General features: G+C 71.2%; 17 protein-coding genes and 1 riboswitch. Of the genes, 8 read left to right on the top strand and 9 right to left on the bottom strand.

Translation table 11 applies throughout. The annotated features are described in order from the left end of the window. Positions 1 to 32: 32 nt before the first annotated feature. Entirely contained in the window at positions 33 to 776 is a 744-nt protein-coding gene (gene cobM, locus AC1RS9_RS00560) for a precorrin-4 C(11)-methyltransferase (RefSeq protein WP_492920160.1), read from the bottom strand. Next, positions 773 to 2,134: a precorrin-6y C5,15-methyltransferase (decarboxylating) subunit CbiE gene (cbiE, locus tag AC1RS9_RS00555; protein WP_492920158.1), complete on the bottom strand. Its 1,362-nt coding sequence runs from the start codon at positions 2,132 to 2,134 to the stop codon at positions 773 to 775. The genes cobM and cbiE overlap by 4 nt, the downstream gene beginning before the upstream one ends. Positions 2,135 to 2,206: 72 nt before the next feature. Beyond that, a riboswitch (cobalamin riboswitch) is annotated at positions 2,207 to 2,270 on the top strand. Between the two features lie 78 nt (positions 2,271 to 2,348). Between cbiE and AC1RS9_RS00550 the strand changes: the two genes are divergently transcribed. From AC1RS9_RS00550 to AC1RS9_RS00520, 7 genes are read left to right on the top strand one after another with little or no spacing between them, the layout of a single operon-like run. Then, positions 2,349 to 4,472, top strand: a complete 2,124-nt coding sequence (locus tag AC1RS9_RS00550; protein WP_115296184.1) for a VWA domain-containing protein — start codon at positions 2,349 to 2,351, stop codon at positions 4,470 to 4,472. Continuing rightward, positions 4,472 to 5,086 (top strand): cob(I)yrinic acid a,c-diamide adenosyltransferase, encoded by a 615-nt coding sequence (gene cobO, locus AC1RS9_RS00545; protein ID WP_006945423.1) that lies wholly within the window; start codon positions 4,472 to 4,474, stop codon positions 5,084 to 5,086. Before AC1RS9_RS00550 ends, cobO begins: the two co-directional genes overlap by 1 nt. Beyond that, positions 5,083 to 7,599, top strand: coding sequence for a bifunctional hydrogenobyrinic acid a,c-diamide synthase/histidinol phosphate aminotransferase CobBC (gene cobBC / locus AC1RS9_RS00540; RefSeq protein ID WP_492920155.1), 2,517 nt, complete (start codon positions 5,083 to 5,085; stop codon positions 7,597 to 7,599). Before cobO ends, cobBC begins: the two co-directional genes overlap by 4 nt. Further along, on the top strand, positions 7,596 to 8,681 hold the full coding sequence (gene cobA, locus AC1RS9_RS00535) for a uroporphyrinogen-III C-methyltransferase (protein WP_115296183.1): 1,086 nt from the start codon (positions 7,596 to 7,598) through the stop codon (positions 8,679 to 8,681). Before cobBC ends, cobA begins: the two co-directional genes overlap by 4 nt. Beyond that, the gene (locus AC1RS9_RS00530; protein WP_074045280.1) at positions 8,681 to 9,502 is read left to right on the top strand and encodes an adenosylcobinamide-GDP ribazoletransferase; all 822 of its coding nucleotides are present in this window, start codon (positions 8,681 to 8,683) and stop codon (positions 9,500 to 9,502) included. Before cobA ends, AC1RS9_RS00530 begins: the two co-directional genes overlap by 1 nt. Beyond that, a complete protein-coding gene (locus AC1RS9_RS00525; protein ID WP_074045279.1) occupies positions 9,499 to 10,122 on the top strand; it encodes a bifunctional adenosylcobinamide kinase/adenosylcobinamide-phosphate guanylyltransferase in 624 nt (207 codons plus the stop codon). Before AC1RS9_RS00530 ends, AC1RS9_RS00525 begins: the two co-directional genes overlap by 4 nt. A gap of 20 nt (positions 10,123 to 10,142) precedes the next feature. Next, positions 10,143 to 11,192, top strand: a complete 1,050-nt coding sequence (locus tag AC1RS9_RS00520) for a cobalamin biosynthesis protein CobD/CbiB (RefSeq protein WP_492920152.1) — start codon at positions 10,143 to 10,145, stop codon at positions 11,190 to 11,192. Positions 11,193 to 11,257: 65 nt separating this feature from the next. Here the strand turns inward: AC1RS9_RS00520 and AC1RS9_RS00515 are convergent, their stop codons facing one another. Together AC1RS9_RS00515 and rpsA are read right to left on the bottom strand one after the other, a co-directional pair. After that, positions 11,258 to 12,001, bottom strand: coding sequence for a cobalt-precorrin-6A reductase (locus tag AC1RS9_RS00515; protein WP_115296181.1), 744 nt, complete (start codon positions 11,999 to 12,001; stop codon positions 11,258 to 11,260). A gap of 111 nt (positions 12,002 to 12,112) precedes the next feature. Then, complete coding sequence (rpsA, locus tag AC1RS9_RS00510; RefSeq protein WP_006943310.1) at positions 12,113 to 13,612, bottom strand: 30S ribosomal protein S1; 1,500 nt, start codon at positions 13,610 to 13,612, stop codon at positions 12,113 to 12,115. Positions 13,613 to 13,832: 220 nt separating this feature from the next. Here rpsA and AC1RS9_RS00505 point away from each other — a divergent pair, with 220 nt between their 5' ends. Continuing rightward, entirely contained in the window at positions 13,833 to 14,642 is an 810-nt protein-coding gene (locus AC1RS9_RS00505; RefSeq protein WP_492920150.1) for a class I SAM-dependent methyltransferase, read from the top strand. Between the two features lie 52 nt (positions 14,643 to 14,694). Here the strand turns inward: AC1RS9_RS00505 and AC1RS9_RS00500 are convergent, their stop codons facing one another. The 5 genes from AC1RS9_RS00500 to AC1RS9_RS00480 form a co-directional block, all read right to left on the bottom strand. Beyond that, complete coding sequence (locus tag AC1RS9_RS00500; protein WP_006943312.1) at positions 14,695 to 15,678, bottom strand: UDP-glucuronic acid decarboxylase family protein; 984 nt, start codon at positions 15,676 to 15,678, stop codon at positions 14,695 to 14,697. Positions 15,679 to 15,680: 2 nt separating this feature from the next. After that, on the bottom strand, positions 15,681 to 16,754 hold the full coding sequence (gene pgfA, locus AC1RS9_RS00495; protein ID WP_006943300.1) for a cell envelope lipid trafficking protein PgfA: 1,074 nt from the start codon (positions 16,752 to 16,754) through the stop codon (positions 15,681 to 15,683). 72 nt (positions 16,755 to 16,826) lie between these two features. Next, entirely contained in the window at positions 16,827 to 17,396 is a 570-nt protein-coding gene (locus AC1RS9_RS00490) for a D-glycero-alpha-D-manno-heptose-1,7-bisphosphate 7-phosphatase (protein WP_006943304.1), read from the bottom strand. Continuing rightward, positions 17,393 to 18,019 (bottom strand): D-sedoheptulose-7-phosphate isomerase, encoded by a 627-nt coding sequence (locus tag AC1RS9_RS00485; RefSeq protein WP_115296177.1) that lies wholly within the window; start codon positions 18,017 to 18,019, stop codon positions 17,393 to 17,395. The genes AC1RS9_RS00490 and AC1RS9_RS00485 overlap by 4 nt, the downstream gene beginning before the upstream one ends. Then, entirely contained in the window at positions 18,019 to 19,128 is a 1,110-nt protein-coding gene (locus AC1RS9_RS00480) for a GHMP family kinase ATP-binding protein (RefSeq protein ID WP_006943302.1), read from the bottom strand. The genes AC1RS9_RS00485 and AC1RS9_RS00480 overlap by 1 nt, the downstream gene beginning before the upstream one ends. Between the last annotated feature and the right edge of the window lie 13 nt (positions 19,129 to 19,141).

Below are 19,141 nucleotides of genomic sequence, written 5' to 3'. Positions count from 1 at the left end.
GCCACCGCCGATGACGCGGTGGCTCTCGTGCGTCACGTTCGTTCGCGGCTGCAGCTGTAGAGGTGCGACTCGGCGAAGCCGTGGGCCGCGAGCGCAGGCCCGACGAGGATGACGGCGGCCTGCCGCAGCCCCGCGTCCTCGACCTGATCGGCGATGTCGGCGAGCGTGCCGCGCAGGATGAGTTCGTCGGGGCTACTGACCTGCGAGCCCACGACGACGGGACAGTCGGTGCCGTAGTGCTCGGCCAGCTCGTGTGCCAGCCGCCGCGTGTGACGGATCGCGAGGTGGAGCACGAGTGTCGCCCCCGTCCGCGCGAAGTTCGCGAGCTCCTCACCCGCCGGCATCGGCGTCGAATCGCGCTGTGCACGCGTCAGGACGACCGACTGCGTCACCTCGGGCACCGTCAGCTCGCGTCCGACACGCGCGGCTGTGGCCGCGTAGGCCGGCACGCCCGGGCAGACGTCCCAGGCGATACCGGCTGCGTCGAGGCGACAGCCCTGTTCGGCCACGGCGCTGTAGACGGAAGGGTCGCCCGAGCACAGACGCGCGACGTCGTGCCCCAGCGCATCCGCGGCGACGATCTCGTCGATGATCTCGTCGAGGGTGAGGTGCTGTGTGTCGACGCGGCGCGCGCCCGGCGGGCAATGGGCGAGGACGGCGTCGTCGAGGTAGGTGCCGGCGTACAAGCACACCTGCGCACTCTCGATCAGGCGCACCGCGCGCAGCGTCAGCAGGTCGGCGGCGCCGGGGCCGGCACCGATGAAGTGAACGGTCATGTCAGATCCTTCGCGTAGCTCCACTGGACGACGGCGCGCGCGGGGCGCCAGCCGTGCAGTCGGCCGAGGGGTTCGAGGTGTTCGACGGCCAGGCGCGTGAGGTCGCCGCCATGCGTGCGCCAGGCGTCGAGGAGGATGCTCTCGCTCTCGAGCGTGACGGCGTGAGCGACGAGGCGGCCACCGGGGCGTAGAGCCGCGAGGGCAGCGTCCACAGCCTCAGCGCTCAGCCCGCCACCGAAGAAGACCGCATCGGGAGCGCTGTGACGGGCGTCGCTCGTGGGGCGAGCGACGCCGTCACGGCAGGGGCCGCAGGCGGTGCCATCGGGGTGCTGCGCGCCGTGGACGGCTACATCGTGGACGCTCGCCTCGACGACGTCGACGCGATGATCGACTCCGAGGGCGCGGGCGTTCTCGCGGGCGCGTTCGGCGCGTACGGCATCGCGTTCGACGGCGACGGTGCGAGCATCGGGCGCGGCGAGCGCCCATTCGATGCCGACGGCCCCCGAGCCGGCGCCGAGATCCCAGAGCAGCGCGCCGCGCGTGGGGCGCAATCGCGCGAGTGCCGCAGCCCGCACGTCGCGTTTCGTGATGAGCCCGTCATTGCCGAACCACGTCTCGGCGCGGCCCGGAACCGTCCCGACGACGTCGGCCGCGCCCAGTTCGTCGGGCACCTCGACGCAGACGAGGACGAGGTCGGGAATCGGCTCGGCGAGGTCGCGTTCCCCGTCGGGCCACCCCTGGGCGGTGGCCTGTAGCGACCCTTCCCCGGGCCCGCCGAGGTGCCACCACGCCGTCAGCCTCGCCTCCGGTGCTCCCGACTGCACGAACAGCGCGGCGAGCTCGCCCGGGCCGCGCGCGTCGGAGCACAGCACGACGAGTCGCGCTCTGGGCGTGACGAACGGGCGCACTCGCTCGATGCTGCGGCCCACCGTCGTCACGACGTCGACGCTCTCGGCCGCCCACCCCATCCGGGCGCGCGCGAGGGTTTCGCTCGACAGTGCGGGATGGACGCGAACGGCGCCCGCACCGAACTCGTCGATGAGCGTCGTCGCGACACCCGAGCGCAGCGGATCGCCGGAGGCGAGCACGACCACGCGCCCGGACGCGGCATCGTCCATCTCGTGGGCGTCGGACGACGTGGCGCGCCCATGGGCATGGTCATCGGCATGGAACAGGAGCTCGCGCAGCCCGTCGCGCAACGGGCGCGGCCACGTGCGGCGCTCCTGGCCCTCCACCTGCGGCAGCAGCTCCAGGTGCCGTCGCCCGCCGACGACGACGTCAGCGTCCGTGACGAGTTGCCGAAGGTGGGCGGGCAGCAGCGCCCACCCACCGTCCTCGATGCCGACGACCTCGATCATGGGCGACACCCTATGCCCCGCCGGGGCCTCGGGCGGCGTCGGCGTCTGTCATGATGGGGCCGTCGCGCGCGAGGAATGCCGGTGCGAATCCGGCAGCGGTCCCGCCACTGTGATCCCCGACGGGGTAAGCCAGGACGTCGCCGCGACCACTGGCGTCGTCCGGCGTCGGTGCCCCCCGAGCGGCAAGCGTGGTCACTTGCCAGGAGGCGAACTGATGCCCCGTTTTCCCTTCACCGCCGTCGTCGGCGCCGACGACCTGTCCACCGCCCTCGTCCTGACGGCCATCTCCCCCGCTATCGGCGGCGTTCTCGTCCGGGGTGAGAAGGGCACCGCGAAGTCCACGATCGTGCGTGGTCTCGTCGGCGTCCTGCCGCGGGTGGACGTCGTCGCCGGGTGCCGCTTCTCGTGCGACCCCGCCGAGCCCGCGCCGGACTGCCCGGACGGCCCGCACCCGATCGGCGCTGACGCGGCCGTCACCGCTGAGCGACGCCCGACGCGCCTCGTCGAACTTCCTGTCGGTGCGAGCGACGACCGCGTCACCGGCTCGATGGACCTCGCGCAGGCCCTCGGCGCCGGCCGCACCGAGTTCCACCCCGGTCTGCTCGCGCAGGCGCACCGCGGGCTGCTGTACGTCGACGAGGTCAATCTGCTCGCCGACCACCTCGTCGACCTGCTGCTCGACGCCTCGGCGATGGGTCGCAACACCGTCGAACGTGACGGCATGTCGGTGACGCACCCGGCCCGCTTCGTGCTCGTCGGGACGATGAACCCCGAGGAAGGCGAGCTGCGCCCGCAGCTGCTCGACCGCTTCGGGCTGTCGGTCGATGTCAATGCCTCCCGCGACCCCGACGAGCGGGCCGAGGTCGTGCGTCGACGTCTCGCCTTCGATGCCGACCCAGACGCGTTCTCTGCCCGCTACGCGGCAGCCGAGGCCGAGCTCGGGGCACGCATCGTCCGGGCGCAGGAGGCCCTCGACGGCGTCGACCTGAGCGCGTGGGCGCTACGCACCATCGCCCGTGTGTGTGCCGGATTCGACGTCGACGGCATGCGCGCCGACATCGTCATCGCCCGCGCGGCGCGCGCCCACGCCGCGTGGTGCGAGCGCGACCGAGTGACGCGTGAGGACATCCGCATCGCCGCCCGGTTCGCGCTGTCGCACCGTCGCCGACGCGGGCCGTTCGACCCGCCCGGCCTCGACGAGGAGCTGCTCGACCGGCTGCTCGACGAAGAACCCGAACCGCCGACCGACCCCGAATGCCCCGACGATCCGCAGCCCCCGTCGGGTGGTTCGGACGACGACCCGAACGGCGAACCGGGTGACGGTGACGACGCGCCTGACAACGACGACGACGGGCCTCCGCCGGCTGGCTCGCAGCAGCCACCGGCATCGAGCGATCGGGCGACTGAGTCCTCGTCGGATTCGGTTGATCCGCAGCACGATTCGCCGTCCGATGCGGAGGAGTCCTCCCAGGAGCAGCCGTCCTCCGAGCAGCGAACCGGCGCAGCCGCCGCCGTCGGCACGGCCTCGGCGGGCACGCCGTACCGTCCGCGCCGTTTCGAGGTGCGCGGTGTCGGTCGCGGTGAGGCCGGTCGGCGCAGCGCGGCCGAGACGACGCGCGGACGCGTCATCGGTGTCTCCCCGACGACGACCGGCCGCGTCCACGTCACGGCCACCATCACGAGCGCAGCGTCGCGTCGCACCGCGGGGACGCGGGGCCGCCTCGACATCGCGGCGCACGACGTCCGTCACGCCCGGCTGCGGGGGCGCGAGTCGAATCTCGTGCTGTTCTGCGTCGACGCCTCCGGTTCGATGGCGGCGCGCAAACGCATGGACGAGGTGAAGACGGCTGTACTGTCGCTGCTGCTCGATGCGTACGAGCGTCGCGACAAGGTCGGGCTGGTCGCGTTCAACGGCGCCGACGCGCACGTCCTGCTCGCCCCGACGTCGTCCGTCGATCGGGCGGCCGCGGCACTGACACAGCTACCGCACGGCGGACGCACGCCCCTCGCGGAAGGGCTCACGCTGGCCGCGAGCACCCTCGAACGTGAACGCCGCCGCGACCCGCGCCGTCGCGCGCTCGTCGTCGTCGTCACCGACGGGCGCGCCACGAGCGGGCCCGATGCCCTCGCTTGCGCCCAGCGCACCGCGTCGGCGTGGCCGGGCCTCGGCGTCGACACCGTCGTCGTCGACTGCGAGAGCGGACGCTTCCGCATGCGCCTAGCCGCCGACCTCGCCCACCGCATGGGCGCGACGCACGTGCCCCTCGAGAACGTCTCCGCCTCGGGCCTCGTCGACGCCGTCGCCGCCGCTCGCGCGCCGCACGGAAAGGCCGCCTGATGCCCCAGGGAGAAACGACCGTCACCCCGGACGACGGCCTGACGACGCGTCAGCGCCGCAACCGACCCGTCGTCGCCATCCACTACGGCGCGGGCAAGGGCAAGTCGACAGCGGCGTTCGGGCTGGCACTGCGCGGCTGGAACCAGGGGTGGTCGATCGGCGTGTTCCAATTCGTCAAGTCCGCGAAGTGGAAGATCGGCGAGCAGGAGGCGCTCATGGCGCTCGGCGAGGTGCATGAGCGCACCGGCCGGGGCGGGCCCGTCGAGTGGCACAAGATGGGTTCGGGCTGGTCGTGGTCGCGCAAGGGCGGCACCGAGGCCGACCACGCCGCGGACGCGCTCGAGGGCTGGCGCGAGATCAAGCGTCGCCTCGCGGCGGAGACGCACCAGATGTACGTGCTCGACGAGTTCACCTACCCGATCAAGTGGGGCTGGATCGACGGCGAGGAGGTCGCGCGCACCCTGGCGGAGCGACCCGGCAATCAGCACGTCATCATCACCGGGCGCGACCCGCACCCGGCGCTGCTCGAGGTGGCCGACATCGCCACCGAGATGACGAAGGTCAAGCACCCCTTCGACACCGGCCAGAAGGGCCAGCGAGGTATCGAATGGTGACGCGACTGCCGCGCGTCGTGCTCGCCGCGCCGGCGTCCGGGCAGGGCAAGACGACGGTGAGCGTCGGCGTCATGGCCGCCCTCGCCGCACGCGGCCTGCAGGTGGCGCCCGCGAAGGTCGGCCCCGACTTCATCGACCCCGGCTACCACGCGCTCGCGACAGGACGCGTCGGGCGCAACCTCGACCCGTGGCTCGTCGGCCCCGAACGCGTCGCACCGATGCTCGTGCACGGCGCGATGACGCCGTCGCCCGCTGACGTCGCAGTCATGGAGGGCGTCATGGGGCTGTTCGACGGGCGCCTCGGCACGGAGGGGTTCGCCTCGAGCGCGCACGTCGCGACGCTGACGCACTCCCCCGTCGTCCTCGTCGTCGACATCAGCTCCTCGTCGCGTTCGGTCGCCGCGAGCATCCACGGGTTGCGCACGTTCGACCCGCAGCTCGACGTCGCGGGCGTCGTGCTCAACAAGGCCGGCTCCGAACGTCACGCAGGCGAGGTGCGGCGCGCGTGCGAACGCATCGGCGTGCCGGTGCTCGGTGTGCTGCCGCGTGACGCGGGGGTGAGCGTCCCGTCACGGCATCTGGGACTCGTCCCGGCCGACGAACGGGACGCCGCACGCGCGACACTCGACCGACTGGCCGAACGCACCGCCGCTCACATCGACCTTGATGCGCTGCTCGAGATCGCCTCGGGCGCACCCGATCTCGCTGACGAACCGTGGTCGCCCGCACCCATGTCTGCGGCGCCGACGACGGCCGGGCGGGACGCCCCCGTCGTCGCCGTCGCTGGGGGTCGTGCCTTCACGTTCCGTTACGCCGAGACGCTCGAGATGATGCGCGCGCGAGGTCTCGAACCCGTCGTGTTCGACCCCGTCCGTGATCGCGCACTGCCCGCCGGCACCCGCGCGCTCTACCTCGGCGGCGGCTTCCCCGAAGTGCACGCGCGCTCGTTGGCGGCCAACACGAGCCTGCTGGCCCAGCTGCGCGACGCCGTGACGTCGGGGCTGCCGACCGTGGCCGAGTGCGCCGGGATGCTCTATCTCCTCGAGGCCGTCGACGGTCACCGCTTCTCCGGGGTACTGCCCGCGACGGCGGCGATGTCACCACGGCTGACGCTGGGCTACCGCGAGGCCGAAGCACCCGTCGACACGCTTCTCGCCGACGCGGGCACGCGGGTGCGCGGCCACGAGTTCCACCGCACGCTGACGACGCCGGCCGCCGGTGACGGCGAAGGTGGGGGCCACGCGGCCTGGCTGCTCGACGCGGGTGCCGACGGCTTCTCCGCCGCCCACGGCTCCGGCAGCGAGCCGACCGTCCACGCCTCGTACCTGCACACGCACTGGGCGGGGCACCCCGAGCTCGCAGACCGTTTCGCCGCCGCCACGCATCGCGCGGCGGGCCTGGGCCTCGTCGCGACGACGCTGCCGAGCCTGCCCCGCCCGCGTGTCGACGCGCGAGTGGACGCGGCGCTGCCGGGCGGTGCGACGCCCGGCGACGAGCATCACGGTGACGCCGAGGTCGGTGACGGGCTCGTCGACTTCGCCGTGAACGTCCGTGCGAGCACGCCCCCGGCGAACCTGCGGCACGCCCTGCGCGGCGTGCTCGACGAGGCGGCCCACTACCCCGATGCACGCACCGCCACCGACGCGGTCGCCGCGCACCATCGGCTGGCGCGTGAGCAGGTGCTCCTCACGAACGGAGCAGCCGAGGCGTTCACGCTCATCGCGCGGGCGCTGGCGCCGCGCGCACCCGTCGTCGTCCACCCGCAGTTCAGCGAGCCCGACGCCGCGCTGCGCCGCGCCGGGTGCCCGGCCCGGGCGCACGTGCTCCACGTCCGCTCCGGTGCTCACCTCGGGGACGCTGACGTCGCGGCGCTCGACGGCGCCGATCTCGTCGTCCTCGGCAACCCGACGAACCCGACGGGCGTGCTCCACCCGCGCGCGCAGCTCGAGAAGCTGCGCGGTTCCGGACGCGTGCTCGTCGTCGACGAGGCGTTCATGGATCTCGTGCCCGGTGAGAGCGAGAGCCTCATCGGTGGCGACATGACCGGGGTGCTCGTCGTGCGATCGCTGACGAAGACGTGGTCGATCGCCGGGGTGCGCGCCGGCCATGTCGTCGGCGACGCGGCCCTCATCGCGACGCTGCGCGCGCAGCAGCCGCATTGGTCGGTGAACTCACTCGCCCTCGAGGCGACGCGGTACGCGATGACGGCCCCCGCCGCGCGTCAGGTCGCCGAGTGGGCCGAGGAGACGAGCCAGTGGCGCGAGCATCTCGACCGCGGCCTGCGTTCACGCGGCGTGCCGGTGCTGGCGTCGGCCGCCCCGTTCGTACTCGCGCGCGTCGGAGCGGGCGCGCACGCCGCGTGGCGGGACGCCGGGTTCGCGACACGCCGCGCCGACACTTTTCCCGGCCTCGACGGCTCGTGGGTGCGCCTCGCCGTCCGAGACCCGCTGACGACGGATGCCCTCCTCACCGCGTTCGACGCGTTCCGCCAGAGCGGGGAGGCCGCATCGTGACGCGCGTGTTGCTCCACGGGCCGGGGGTGCTCGGCCCCAGCCTGCCCGGGATCATCGCCGAACTCGCCCGCGCGGGGGCACAGGTCGATGTCCTTCTGGATGTGGGCGAGAACGCGAGCGCCCGCGCTGCTCACCGCAGCTCTCCCCACCTCCAGGCTCCCGACCCTCATGCACCCCACCTCGACGACCTCGCCTCACGCGGGCTGTGCCGACTCGTCACGGACGCCGATCCGCTGCGCTATGACGAAGTGCGTCGCCTCACCGTCAACCAGCCGGGCGAGGAGGCTCCCCACGGACCTGCCGGTGAGGCCAAGCGTCCTGGGCGAGTGACGCTCGTCGGCGGCGGCCCGGGTGATCCGGGCCTGCTCACCGTCGCCGGGCTGGGCGCGATCGAGCGCGCCGACGTCATCGTCTGCGATCGCCTCGCTCCCCTCGACGCCCTCGTACACGCCCGAGCCGACGCGACGATCATCCACGTCGGCAAGATTCCGCGCGGCGCGTTCACGCCGCAGGAGGAGATCAACCGGTTGCTCGTCGAGCACGCGCTCTCCGGGCGTGACGTCGTGCGGTTCAAGGGCGGCGACAACTTCGTCTTCGGTCGCGGCGGCGAGGAGGTGATCGCCTGTCGAGACGCCGGTCTCAGCGTCGACGTCGTGCCGGGGGTGACATCGGCGATCGCCGTGCCGGCGCTCGCCGGCATCCCCGTGACGCACCGGACGTCATCGCAGGGGTTCACGGTCGTCTCGGGGCACGTCGCGCCCGGCGACCCGCGCTCGGATCTCGACTGGGCGGCACTGGCCCGCACCCGCACCACCCTCGTCGTCCTCATGGGCGTCGCGCACCTGCGCGCCATCGCATCGGCACTCGTCGACGGTGGCCTGCCCGCCTCGACGCCCGCCGCAACGATCGCCGACGGCGCCATGCCGAGCGAGCGACGCGTCGTGGCGACCCTTGCGACGTTGCCGGACGCCGTCGCCGACGCCGGCCTCGGCGCACCTGCCATCACCGTGATCGGCGACGTCGTCGCAGCTCTCGACGGCACCCGGCTCCATGCGTCGTCCGACGACACCGGAGCGGCGTGATGAGCGACGCTGTCGTCACCCGACCGGCATGGGAGGGGCTGCGCCTCGCGACGGGGACGTTGAGCGTCATTCCCGTCGGCGCGATCCCGCCGATCACCACGCCGGTGGCGCGCTGGGCGATGACCCTCGCGCCCCTGGCCGCCGTCCCGCTCGCTGTGGTGACGTCGCTCGTCCTGCTCGTCGGGCACTGGGTCGACGCGCCTCCGCTCGTGGCCGGTTTCTGCGCGGTCGCTGCCCTCGCGGCCGGCACGCGCGCCATGCACGTCGACGGATTGGCTGACACCGTCGACGGATTCGGCGCGGGGTGGAACCGGGAGCGCGCCCTCGAGGTGATGAAGCGTGGCGACGTCGGCCCGATGGGTGTCATCGCCGTCGTCGTGACGGCCGGCGTGCAGACGGCGTGCTTCGCGGCGCTCCTCGACGCGCCGTGGCTGGCCGGCGCCGCCGTCATCGTCTCGCGGGTGGCGTGCACGACCCTCGCCCACCGACGGTGGAGCGCTGCACGGCCTGACGGGATGGGCGCCGTCGTGCTGTCGGCCGTCCGGACCCCGGAGCTCGTCGCCGCAAGCGTCGTGGGATGGCTGGTGCTCGTCGGCGGATCTGCCCTGGCTGATGCCTCAGGTGACGATGGGTTCTCCACCGGCGCAACGCTTCTCACCGCTCCACTGGCCGCCTCGGTCGCCTCCGGCGCCGCGCTGGAATGGCTCGCTCGTCGCGCGACCCGCACCTTTGGCGGCCTGACGGGTGACGTCATGGGAGCCGGCATCGAGGTGGCCCTCACCGTCATGCTCATCGTCCTCACGCTCGGAGTCTGGCGATGAGCGCCCCGCGCCGCGTCCTCGTCACCGGCGGCGTGCGCTCGGGCAAGTCGACGTACGCCGAACGCCTGCTGTGGGAGGCGCCCGCGACGTACCTGGCCACGGGGCCGACACGTCCCGACGACGACGAGTGGCGTGCCCGCGTCGCAGCCCATCAGCAGCGGCGGCCGTCACACTGGTCGAGCCTCGAGTCGGTCGATGTTCCCTGCGCGCTCACCGAGATCCACGGTCCGTTCCTGCTCGACGACGTCGGCTCGTGGCTGACCTCCGCCCTCGAGGAATCCGGCGCCTGGGTTTCTGACACCGGCGAAGGCCCTCGCCGAGGCGACGAGGAGCCATCGACGCCCCCGCCCCCGTCGATGCCGACGTGGCACCAGCGGTACGCCGCCCGGGCCGATGCCTTCGTCGCGGCGATCACGGCGTTCGAACACGACCTCGTCATCGTGACGAACGAGGTGGGCTTCGGTCTCGTCTCTCCCTACCAGTCGGGGCGCCTCTTCACCGACGAGCTGGGGCGCCTCAACCAGCGCCTCGCGCGAGCGTGCGACGACGTCGTCCTCGTCGTGGCGGGTTGCCCCCTCGTGATCAAGGGCGAGCCCAAGAACCCATCGGGGGCATCGTGACCGGCCTTCTACTCACGCAAATGGCGCACCTCGACGGTGCGGTCTCGCGCGGCGCGACGACCACCGCCGCGCCAAGGTTCTTGACGCGGACAGGGCTTGTGACGCGGACAGCGCGCGCGAGCGCCGGCTGGGATCCGATCGCGGCCGGTGTGGCGCTCGGGTATCTCGCCGACCGGCGCTGGGGTGACCCGGCCCGGCATCACCCCGTCGCCTGGTTCGGTGGCTGGGCGGCCACCTGCGAGCACCGGCTGTGGGCGCCGCGACGCTTGCGGGGCATCGCGTATCTCGTCGTGACGCTCGCTCCGCCGGTCGCCGGTGCGCTCGTTTTCGATCGACGCCGGCCGCTGACGCGCACCCTCATCACGGCGCTGGTGACGTGGGCGGCCCTCGGCGGACGTTCGCTGGAGCGCGAGGCGATGGCGGTGCACGACCTGCTCGCTGCGGACGACCTCGACGGCGCTCGTCACCGCATTCGCTCGCTCGTCGGACGCGACACGTCGCAGGCAGGCCCCGACGAGATGGCCCGGGCCGTCGTCGAGTCGCTTGCCGAGAACCAGTCGGATGCCGTCGCGGCAACCCTCGTCTGGGGCGCGGGGTTCGGGGCGCCTGGTGTCGTGCTGCACCGCTGCGCCAACACGCTTGACGCGATGATCGGGCACCGGACCGAGCGGCTCGAGCAGTTCGGTTGGGCCGCGGCACGATTCGACGACGTCCTCAACGCCGTTCCGGCCCGTGTGAGCGTGCTCGCGACGGCGATCAGCTGTGTCGTGGCGGGCGAGCCGTCGCGCGTGCGCGACGTCGTGCGCGCCGTCCGCCGTGACGCCCCCGCGCATCCGAGCCCCAACGCCGGGCCCGTCGAGGCCGCCGCCGCGGGCGCACTCGGGGTGCGCCTCGGCGGGACGAACGTGTACGCCGGCCGCACCGAGCATCGCGGTGAACTCGGCGACGGACGCGCGGTCGACGTCACTGACATCCCGCGTGCGGTACGGCTCACCCGACGCGTCGGACGCACGGTCCTCGTCCTCGCGCTCGGCGCGCGTCTCCTCGCGCGGCGTCGCACGATGAACTGACCGGTTCGCGTGTGCGGGCACAGCCGAACCGCGCGCGTATTCGAACGCAGGAACAGCCCCGCTCGTCAGCTCCGCAGGAACGTCACGACCTCGTCGAGCGTGCTCACCTCACGCAGCCCGGCCGGTGCCGCGGGCCGTGCGACGACGACGACGGGGACGCCGAGTTCGCGTGCTGCGGTGAGCTTCGCGGCGGTGTAGCTGCCGCCGGAGTCCTTCGTCAGGACGACGTCGACGGCGTGCTCCCGCATCGTCGCGATCTCGGTGTCGACGTCGAACGGGCCGCGGGTGTGCAACACCGTCCACGCGGGCGGCGCGGGGATGTCGAGCGGTTCGACGATGCGCACGAGCGCGGCCTTGTCGTCCCAACCGCGGTAGTGCTCGAGTGTCTGACGCCCTGTGGTCACGAACGGTCGACGCCACCCTTGCGCGTCGACGAGCGCCCGCGCGCCGGCGTAGGTGCTGACCCAGTGCCAGGTGGGCGCATCCGGGTGCTCACGCCAACCGGGGCGCGCGAGGCGCACGAGCGGGACGTCGGCGGCCGCGCAGGCAGCCACCGCGTGGGAACGCATCGTGACCGCGAACGGGTGCGTCGCGTCGACGACGTGCGTGAAGCGGTCGTCGCGCAGCGTCGCCGTCAGCCCTGCGACGCCGCCGAACCCGCCGATCCTGACGTCGCCGACCGGCAGCCTTGGCCGCGACACGCGCCCGGCCAAGGAACTGACGAACGCGATCCCCAGCTCGTCGAGGCGTGCTGCGAGAGCGCGGGCTTCACTCGTTCCGCCGAGGACGAGCACCTTCGTCGATGACACGCCCGCAGCCTACCGACCCGTGCCCCGACAACGCCGTCGGCCCCCCTCACCGCAGTGAGAGGGGCCGACGTTCAGCGGGTGAGAGCCGTGGCTCTCAGCTGATCGCGTGGATCAGTTGCCCGTGAGCTTCTCGCGCAGAGCAGCCAGCGCCTCGTCGGAGGCGAGGGTGCCTTCGGCCGGAGCCGAGCTCGAGCTGGAGCTCGACGACGAGGAGGACGAACCCTGCGAGCTCGAGCCCGAGTTCGACGACGAGTACGACGTCGGGGCGGTCTCACCGGACGCCGCAGCTTCGGCGTCGTCCTTGCGGGCCTGCTCGATCTGGGCCTGGTGGGCCTCCCAGCGCGAGTGGGCCTCGGCGTACTGCTTCTCCCACTTCTCACGCTGCGCGTCGAAGCCCTCGAGCCACTCGTTCGTCTCCGGGTCGAAGCCCTCGGGGTACTTGTAGTTGCCCTGCTCGTCGTACTCCGCAGCCATGCCGTACAGCGTCGGGTCGAACTCGGAGGCGGCAGCGCCGTCCTCGTTCGCCTGCTTCAGCGACAGGGAGATGCGACGACGCTCGAGGTCGATGTCGATGACCTTGACGAAGATGTCGGAACCGACGGTGACGACCTGCTCGGGCAGCTCGACGTGACGCTCGGCGAGCTCGGAGATGTGGACGAGACCCTCGATACCGTCCTCGACGCGCACGAACGCACCGAACGGGACGAGCTTCGTGACCTTGCCCGGCACGACCTGGCCGATGGCGTGCGTGCGAGCGAAGTGCTGCCACGGGTCTTCCTGCGTCGCCTTGAGCGACAGCGAGACGCGCTCGCGGTCCATGTCGACGTCGAGCACCTCGACGGTGACTTCCTGACCGACCTCGACGACCTCGGACGGGTGGTCGATGTGCTTCCAGGACAGCTCGGAGACGTGGACGAGACCGTCGACGCCACCGAGGTCCACGAACGCACCGAAGTTGACGATCGAGGACACGACGCCGGAGCGGACCTGGCCCTTCTGCAGCTCCTTGAGGAACGTCGTGCGAACCTCGGACTGCGTCTGCTCGAGCCACGCACGACGCGACAGGACCACGTTGTTGCGGTTCTTGTCGAGCTCGATGATCTTGGCCTCGATCTCCTTGCCGACGTACGGCTGCAGGTCGCGGACACGACGCATCTCCACCAGCGACGCAGGGAGGAAGCCGCGCAGGCCGATGTCGAGGATGAGACCACCCTTGACGACCTCGATGACCGTACCGGTGACGACGCCGTCGTCTTCCTTGATCTGCTCGATCGTGCCCCAGGCGCGCTCGTACTGCGCACGCTTCTTGGACAGGATCAGGCGGCCTTCCTTGTCCTCCTTCTGGAGGACGAGAGCCTCGACGTCGTCGCCGACCTTGACGACCTCGCCCGGGTCGACGTCGTGCTTGATCGAGAGCTCCCGCGAGGGGATGACACCCTCGGTCTTGTAACCGATGTCGAGGAGAACCTCGTCACGGTCGACCTTGACGATGACACCTTCGACGATGTCGCCGTCGTTGAAGTGCTTGATCGTCGCGTCGATCGCGGCGAGCAGCTCCTCCTCCGAACCGATGTCGTTGACAGCGATCGGGGACGTGGTGGTGGAAGTCATGTGTAAGAAGTAACTTTCGGTGGGCAATTCGGGAGGCGAGACCATCGGGCACGACAACGCGCGCAGGTGGACCGCCTCTGCGGACAAATCGAACAACGTCTCGGGCGCGCCCGGCCCCGTCTGCGAGCAACGGGGAGCGTGGGCACGTACGACACGCCCTCTCATCCTAGGCACGCGGGGCGATCAGGGCCAAATGGGAAGGGCATCGTAGCGTGGGTTCATGCAGACCCCCGACCGTGCCGGACGCTTCGACGTCGACGCAGCCTCCTCCGCCCGCGGAAATCGCTCGTGGTGGGACGCCGAGGCGCGCGACTATCTCGACGAGCACGGCGCCTTCCTCGGTGACGCCGAGTTCGTCTGGGGGCCGGAGGGGTGGCGCGAGGACGAGCTCCACGTCCTCGGCGAGCCGAGCGGGCTCGCGGGCCGCGACCTCCTCGAGTTCGGTGCCGGCGCCGCGCAGGCCGGACGCTGGTGCGCCAGGCAGGGTGCACGCGTCGTCGCGACGGACCTGTCCGGCGGGATGCTGCGCACGGCCGTGCAACTCGACGCCCGCACCGGCACGTCACTGCCGCTCGTGCAGTGCGACGCGAGCCGACTGCCGTTCGCGGACGCCTCCTTCGACGTCGTCTTCTCGGCTTTCGGCGCGGTTCCGTTCATCGCCGACACCTCGGCCCTCATGCGGGAACTGGCGCGCGTCACGCGCCCAGGCGGGCTTGTCGCGTTCTCGACGACGCACCCCGTCCGCTGGAGCCTGCCCGATGTGCCCGACGCCGCCGGGCTGACGATCCAGCACTCGTACTTCGACACGACGCCCTACGCCGAGGCGGCGGGCGACGACGTCGTCTACGCCGAGCACCACCGCACTCTCGAGCAGCGCGTGCGCGAACTGCTCGACGCCGGGCTCGTACTCGAGCAGTTACGCGAACTGCCGTGGAAGGAGTCGAACGAGTCGACCTGGGGTGGCTGGAGCCCCCTGCGCGGACGGCTCGTGCCGGGCACGCTCATCCTCGCCGGCCGCAGACCTGCCTGAAGGGTGCGTCGCGCGAATACCGCCAACAGGGTCGGCCGCGGCCGGGATCGCGTCAGCGGTTGAGGATCTCCTCGGTCTGACCGGGTGTCAGGACCGGAGTCGACGCGGCCTCGGTGCGAAACCACTCGATGGTGCGCTGCAGCCCGGTCTCCACGGGCACCTGCGGTGACCAGCCGAGCAGGCGCTGCGCCTTCGTCGTGTCGGGGCGACGGACCGACGGATCGTCCGTGGGGCGCTCGATGAACTCGAGTGTCGAGGATGACCCCGCCAGCTCGATGATCCACTGCGCGAGGTCGCGCATCGAGATCTCGTGCGGGTTGCCGATGTTGACCGGGCCGGGGTCGTGCGTCTCGAGCAGCATCGCGAGGATGGCCGCGACGAGGTCGTCGACGTAGCAGATGGACCGCGTCTGATCACCGTCGCCACTGACCGTGACCGGCTCACCGGCGAGGGCCTGGCGGACGAAGTTCGGGATGGCGCGACCGTCGTTGGGCCGCATGCGCGGGCCGAACGTGTTGAAGATGCGCACGATGCCGGCATCGACCCCGCGCGCCTCGCGGTAAGCGAGCACGAGCGCTTCCGCATATCGCTTGGCCTCGTCGTAGACGCCGCGCGGGCCGACCGGGTTGACATGACCCCAGTACGTCTCGGGCTGCGGGTGCACCTGAGGGTCGCCGTACACCTCGGACGTCGAGGCGAACACGAGCCGGGCGCCCTTGCGCACCGCGAGTTCGAGCGCGTTCTGCGTGCCCTGCGAACCGACGCGCAGCGTCTCGATCGGCAGCTTCAGGTAGTCGACCGGTGAAGCCGCCGACGCGAAGTGGAGGATGCCGTCGACGTCACCGCCGACGTCGAAGGGCTCCGTCACGTCGTGCTCGATCAGCTCGAAACGACCTGAAGCCTCCAGCTGCGTGACGTTCGCGCGGCGCCCGGTCACGAGGTTGTCGACGGCGACGACCTCGTGACCGCGTGCGACGAGCGTCTCGGACAGGTGCGAGCCGAGGAAGCCCGCACCTCCCGTGATGACGATCCGCATGCTCAGTACTGGCCCCGCTCATCGGCGGAGTGCGCGCCACGCGACTGCGGGTGGTCACCGAACACGAGCGTGGAGTCGTCGTCGTGGCGCACGTCGTCTACCTCGCGCTCGTCACGGCGCTCATGGCGGGCGGCGCGACGCTCACGGCCGGCACGCAGCGAGACGAACAGGCCGAGCAGCAGCGCGAACAGACCGAGCAGACCGAGCAGCAGCGGAGCCCACAGGCGCAGGATCTTGAGCTGGCTCGACTTCGTCTTGTAGTCGTCGACGTTCTTCTTGATCGTCTCGTCGGTCATCGTCGAGGTGGTGAGCATCGCGTCGACGGGCTTCGCGTTCGGCACCTCGAGCGTCTGGTGCTGCTTCTCCTGCAGCTTCATCATGACGCCCGTCTCCGGCTCGACCCACACCGTGCGGTCGTTCGTGTAGTACCGGTCGGCGAGCTTCGAACCCTTGGGCAGACCGAAGACCTCACCCGGGACGTCCATCGTCGTGAACTTCGTCTTCGGGATCGTCTGCGTGAACTTGTACGTCTTCAGACCCTTGATGTCCTCAGAACCCGCGTACTTCATCGGGACGGCCTTGCCGAGCGTCGAGTCCCAGTAGCGGTAGGTCTTGTTCTTGTCGACCTGGAACGGGAACTTGATCGTCTGGCCCTCGTAGTTGGTGGGCTTGCCGTCGAGCATGTTGCCGCTCCACTTGACGGCCTCACCCGAGGACTTGTCGACGGCGTACTGCTGCGTCGAGGCATCCATCGGCGGCGACGCCGTCTGGCCCTTGTCGTTGACGTTGTCCGTCGTCTGCCACTGGTCGATGACGATGACGTCGCGGCCGAGCTCCTTGGAGGCCTTCTTCGTCATCTCCTTGTTGGCGACGACGGTCGCCTTCGTGATGATCTTGCCCGACCCCGGCTTGACCGTGTCGGCGTCGAAGTAGCTGGCGTGATCGTCGGTGACCGTCTGCTGGGTATTCTGATCACTCGGGATCACGGCCAGCTTCGGGTACGCGTAGAACCGCATCAGGAGCGCCAACGTCAGGAAGAACGCACCGAATCCGATCATGACTGCGGCTTTGCGCACGGGAGAGCCTCCTAGGCAGGGACTGGAACTTACGCGACGGTAACACCTGCAGCAGGGGCAATGTGACCGGTTTCACCAACGAGATGGAATTGTGCCCGTTTCGTCATCGACGAGCGAATCGACCACGCCGGCGAGCCCGATCGTCGGCTCGCATCGCATGAACGCCACCCGCGCGGCTGTGGCGGCTGCGGCATCCGTCTCGGCGTCACCGACCATGACGCTGCGCTCGCGCGACACGTGCGGATTCTCGTCGAACAGCGCGCACAGCAGGCCGGGCGCCGGCTTGCGGCACACGCAGGTGTCGGCCGCGTGCGGGCAGAGGCGGACGTCGTCGATGCGGCCGCCGGCGGCCTCGACCTCGGCGATCAGCCGGGCGTTGACGGCGCTCAGCTGCGCCCACGTCAGCCGTCCCGTCGCGAGGCCCTGCTGGTTGGTGACGACGACGATCGCGCAGCCCGCAGCACTCAGGCGCGCCACCGCGTCGACGGCCCCCGGCAGGAGCGCGAAGTCGTCGGGCGTGCGATACCCGGGGGCGAGGGCGTTGAGTGTGCCGTCACGATCGAGCAGGACGACGTCGTACGGGGCGCCGGCCCCGGGACGCGGCAGGCGCGTGTGGGTGCGTCCGCTCGGATCGGGGCTCACGCGCCGGGCTGGCTGAGATCGTCGACGGCCTCGCACCACGCGTGCGCCCACAGCATGTGGACCTCCTGGATGCGCGGCGTCTCGTGCGAGGGCACGACGAGGAGGTGGTCGACGTCGTCGCGCAGGTGCTCTCCCCCGGCGCCCGTCATCGCGATCGTCGTGATCCCGAGCTCGCGCGCTGCGGCCAGGGACGCGACGATGTTGGGGCTGCGTCCGCTCGTCGACATCGCGACGTAGACGTCGCCCGCGCGCCCGAGGCCGCGCACGCCGCGGACGAACACCTGCTCGTAGCCGTAGTCGTTGCCGATGGCCGTGACCGACGACAAGCTCTCGGCGAGGTTGATCGCCGGCAGCGGCGCACGGTCGTGGACGCACTTGCCGAGGAACTCCGCGGCGACGTGCGAGGCGATCGCCGCGGAGCCGCCGTTGCCGGCGACGAGGATCTTGTGTCCGCCGGTGAGCGCGTTCGTCACCGCCTCCCCCGCGGCGACGACCTGCGCGTGCAGCGCCGCCTCGCGCACGGCGTCGACGAGCTGCACCCACGCGGCGATACCGGCGTCGAGACGTGAGGTGAGCGCGGGCGAGGCCGCGCCGTCGGCCAGGGTGTGGATGGGGTGCTCCATCAGCTCTGCCCCCTCCACGTCGTGACGCCGTCATGGCTGAAGATCGGCTCGCTCACCGTGAGGCCGAGGTCGATGAGCTGCTGGGCGACGATGTGACGGCGCTCGAACTCGCAGATGAACACCATGTGGCCGCCGCCGCCGGCACCCGTCACCTTGCCGCCGAGCGCGCCGTGGTCGAGGGCGCGGCGCATCGCCTCGTCGATGAGCGGCGTCGTGATGCGCGACGACATCTTCTGCTTCTCGCGCCACGCCTCCCCGAGCAGCCGGCCGATCGTGTCGACCTCGCCGCGCACGAGCGCGATCTTCATCCGCTCGGCGAGTTCCTTCTGCGCCCGCAACCCCTCGAGGGCCTCGGCGTTGCCCGTCTCGTAGCGGCTGCGTTGATCCTCGATGATGTGGTCGCTCACCCGCGTCCGTCCGGTGAACGCCAACAACATGTTGTGCTCGAGCTCGTGGACGGTGGCGCTGCGCACGCGCAGCGGGTTGACGACGACCTGGTCGGCGGTGAACTCGATGAAGTTGAACCCGCCGAACGCTGCGGCGTACTGATCCTGCGAACCGCCGGGAATGCCGAGATCCTCGCGTTCGAGGCGATAGGCGAGTTCGGCGATCTCGTACTGCGTGAGGTCGAGGCCGCAGTGCTGCGCGACGAGGCCGATGACGGAGACCATGACGGCGCTCGAACTGCCCAGCCCCGAACCGGGGGGCGCCGCGGTGTGGAGGAACAGGTCGAACCCGCTGACGGGTAGCGCACCCGGCACCTCGCGGATGCGAGCTATCGCGGCCTTCGGCAGATCGAGCTCACCGTTGTACTCGACCGGGTCGTCGACGCCGAAACCGATCGAGTAACCGAAGTCGAGCGACTGCACCGTGATGCGGCCGTCTGTGCGCGGACGCAGCGTCGAGTACGCGAACTGGCTGAGGGTGCCTGACAGGACGCAGCCGCCCTCGCGTTCGGGGAAAGGCGCGACGTCCGTGCCACCCCCGGCGAAACTGACGCGCAGCGGCGCCCGCGCACGCAGCACCGGACGTCGGTAGTCGACGTACGCCCGACCCTCGGGCGAAGGCCCGGGAGAAGATTCGGGGGTGGATCGCGCCTCGTCGTTCATGGGCGGCTAGCCT

It is taken from the genome of Dermacoccus sp. MPR-E5 (assembly GCF_058809565.1).
This window is presented reverse-complemented; position numbering and strand designations above follow the sequence as displayed.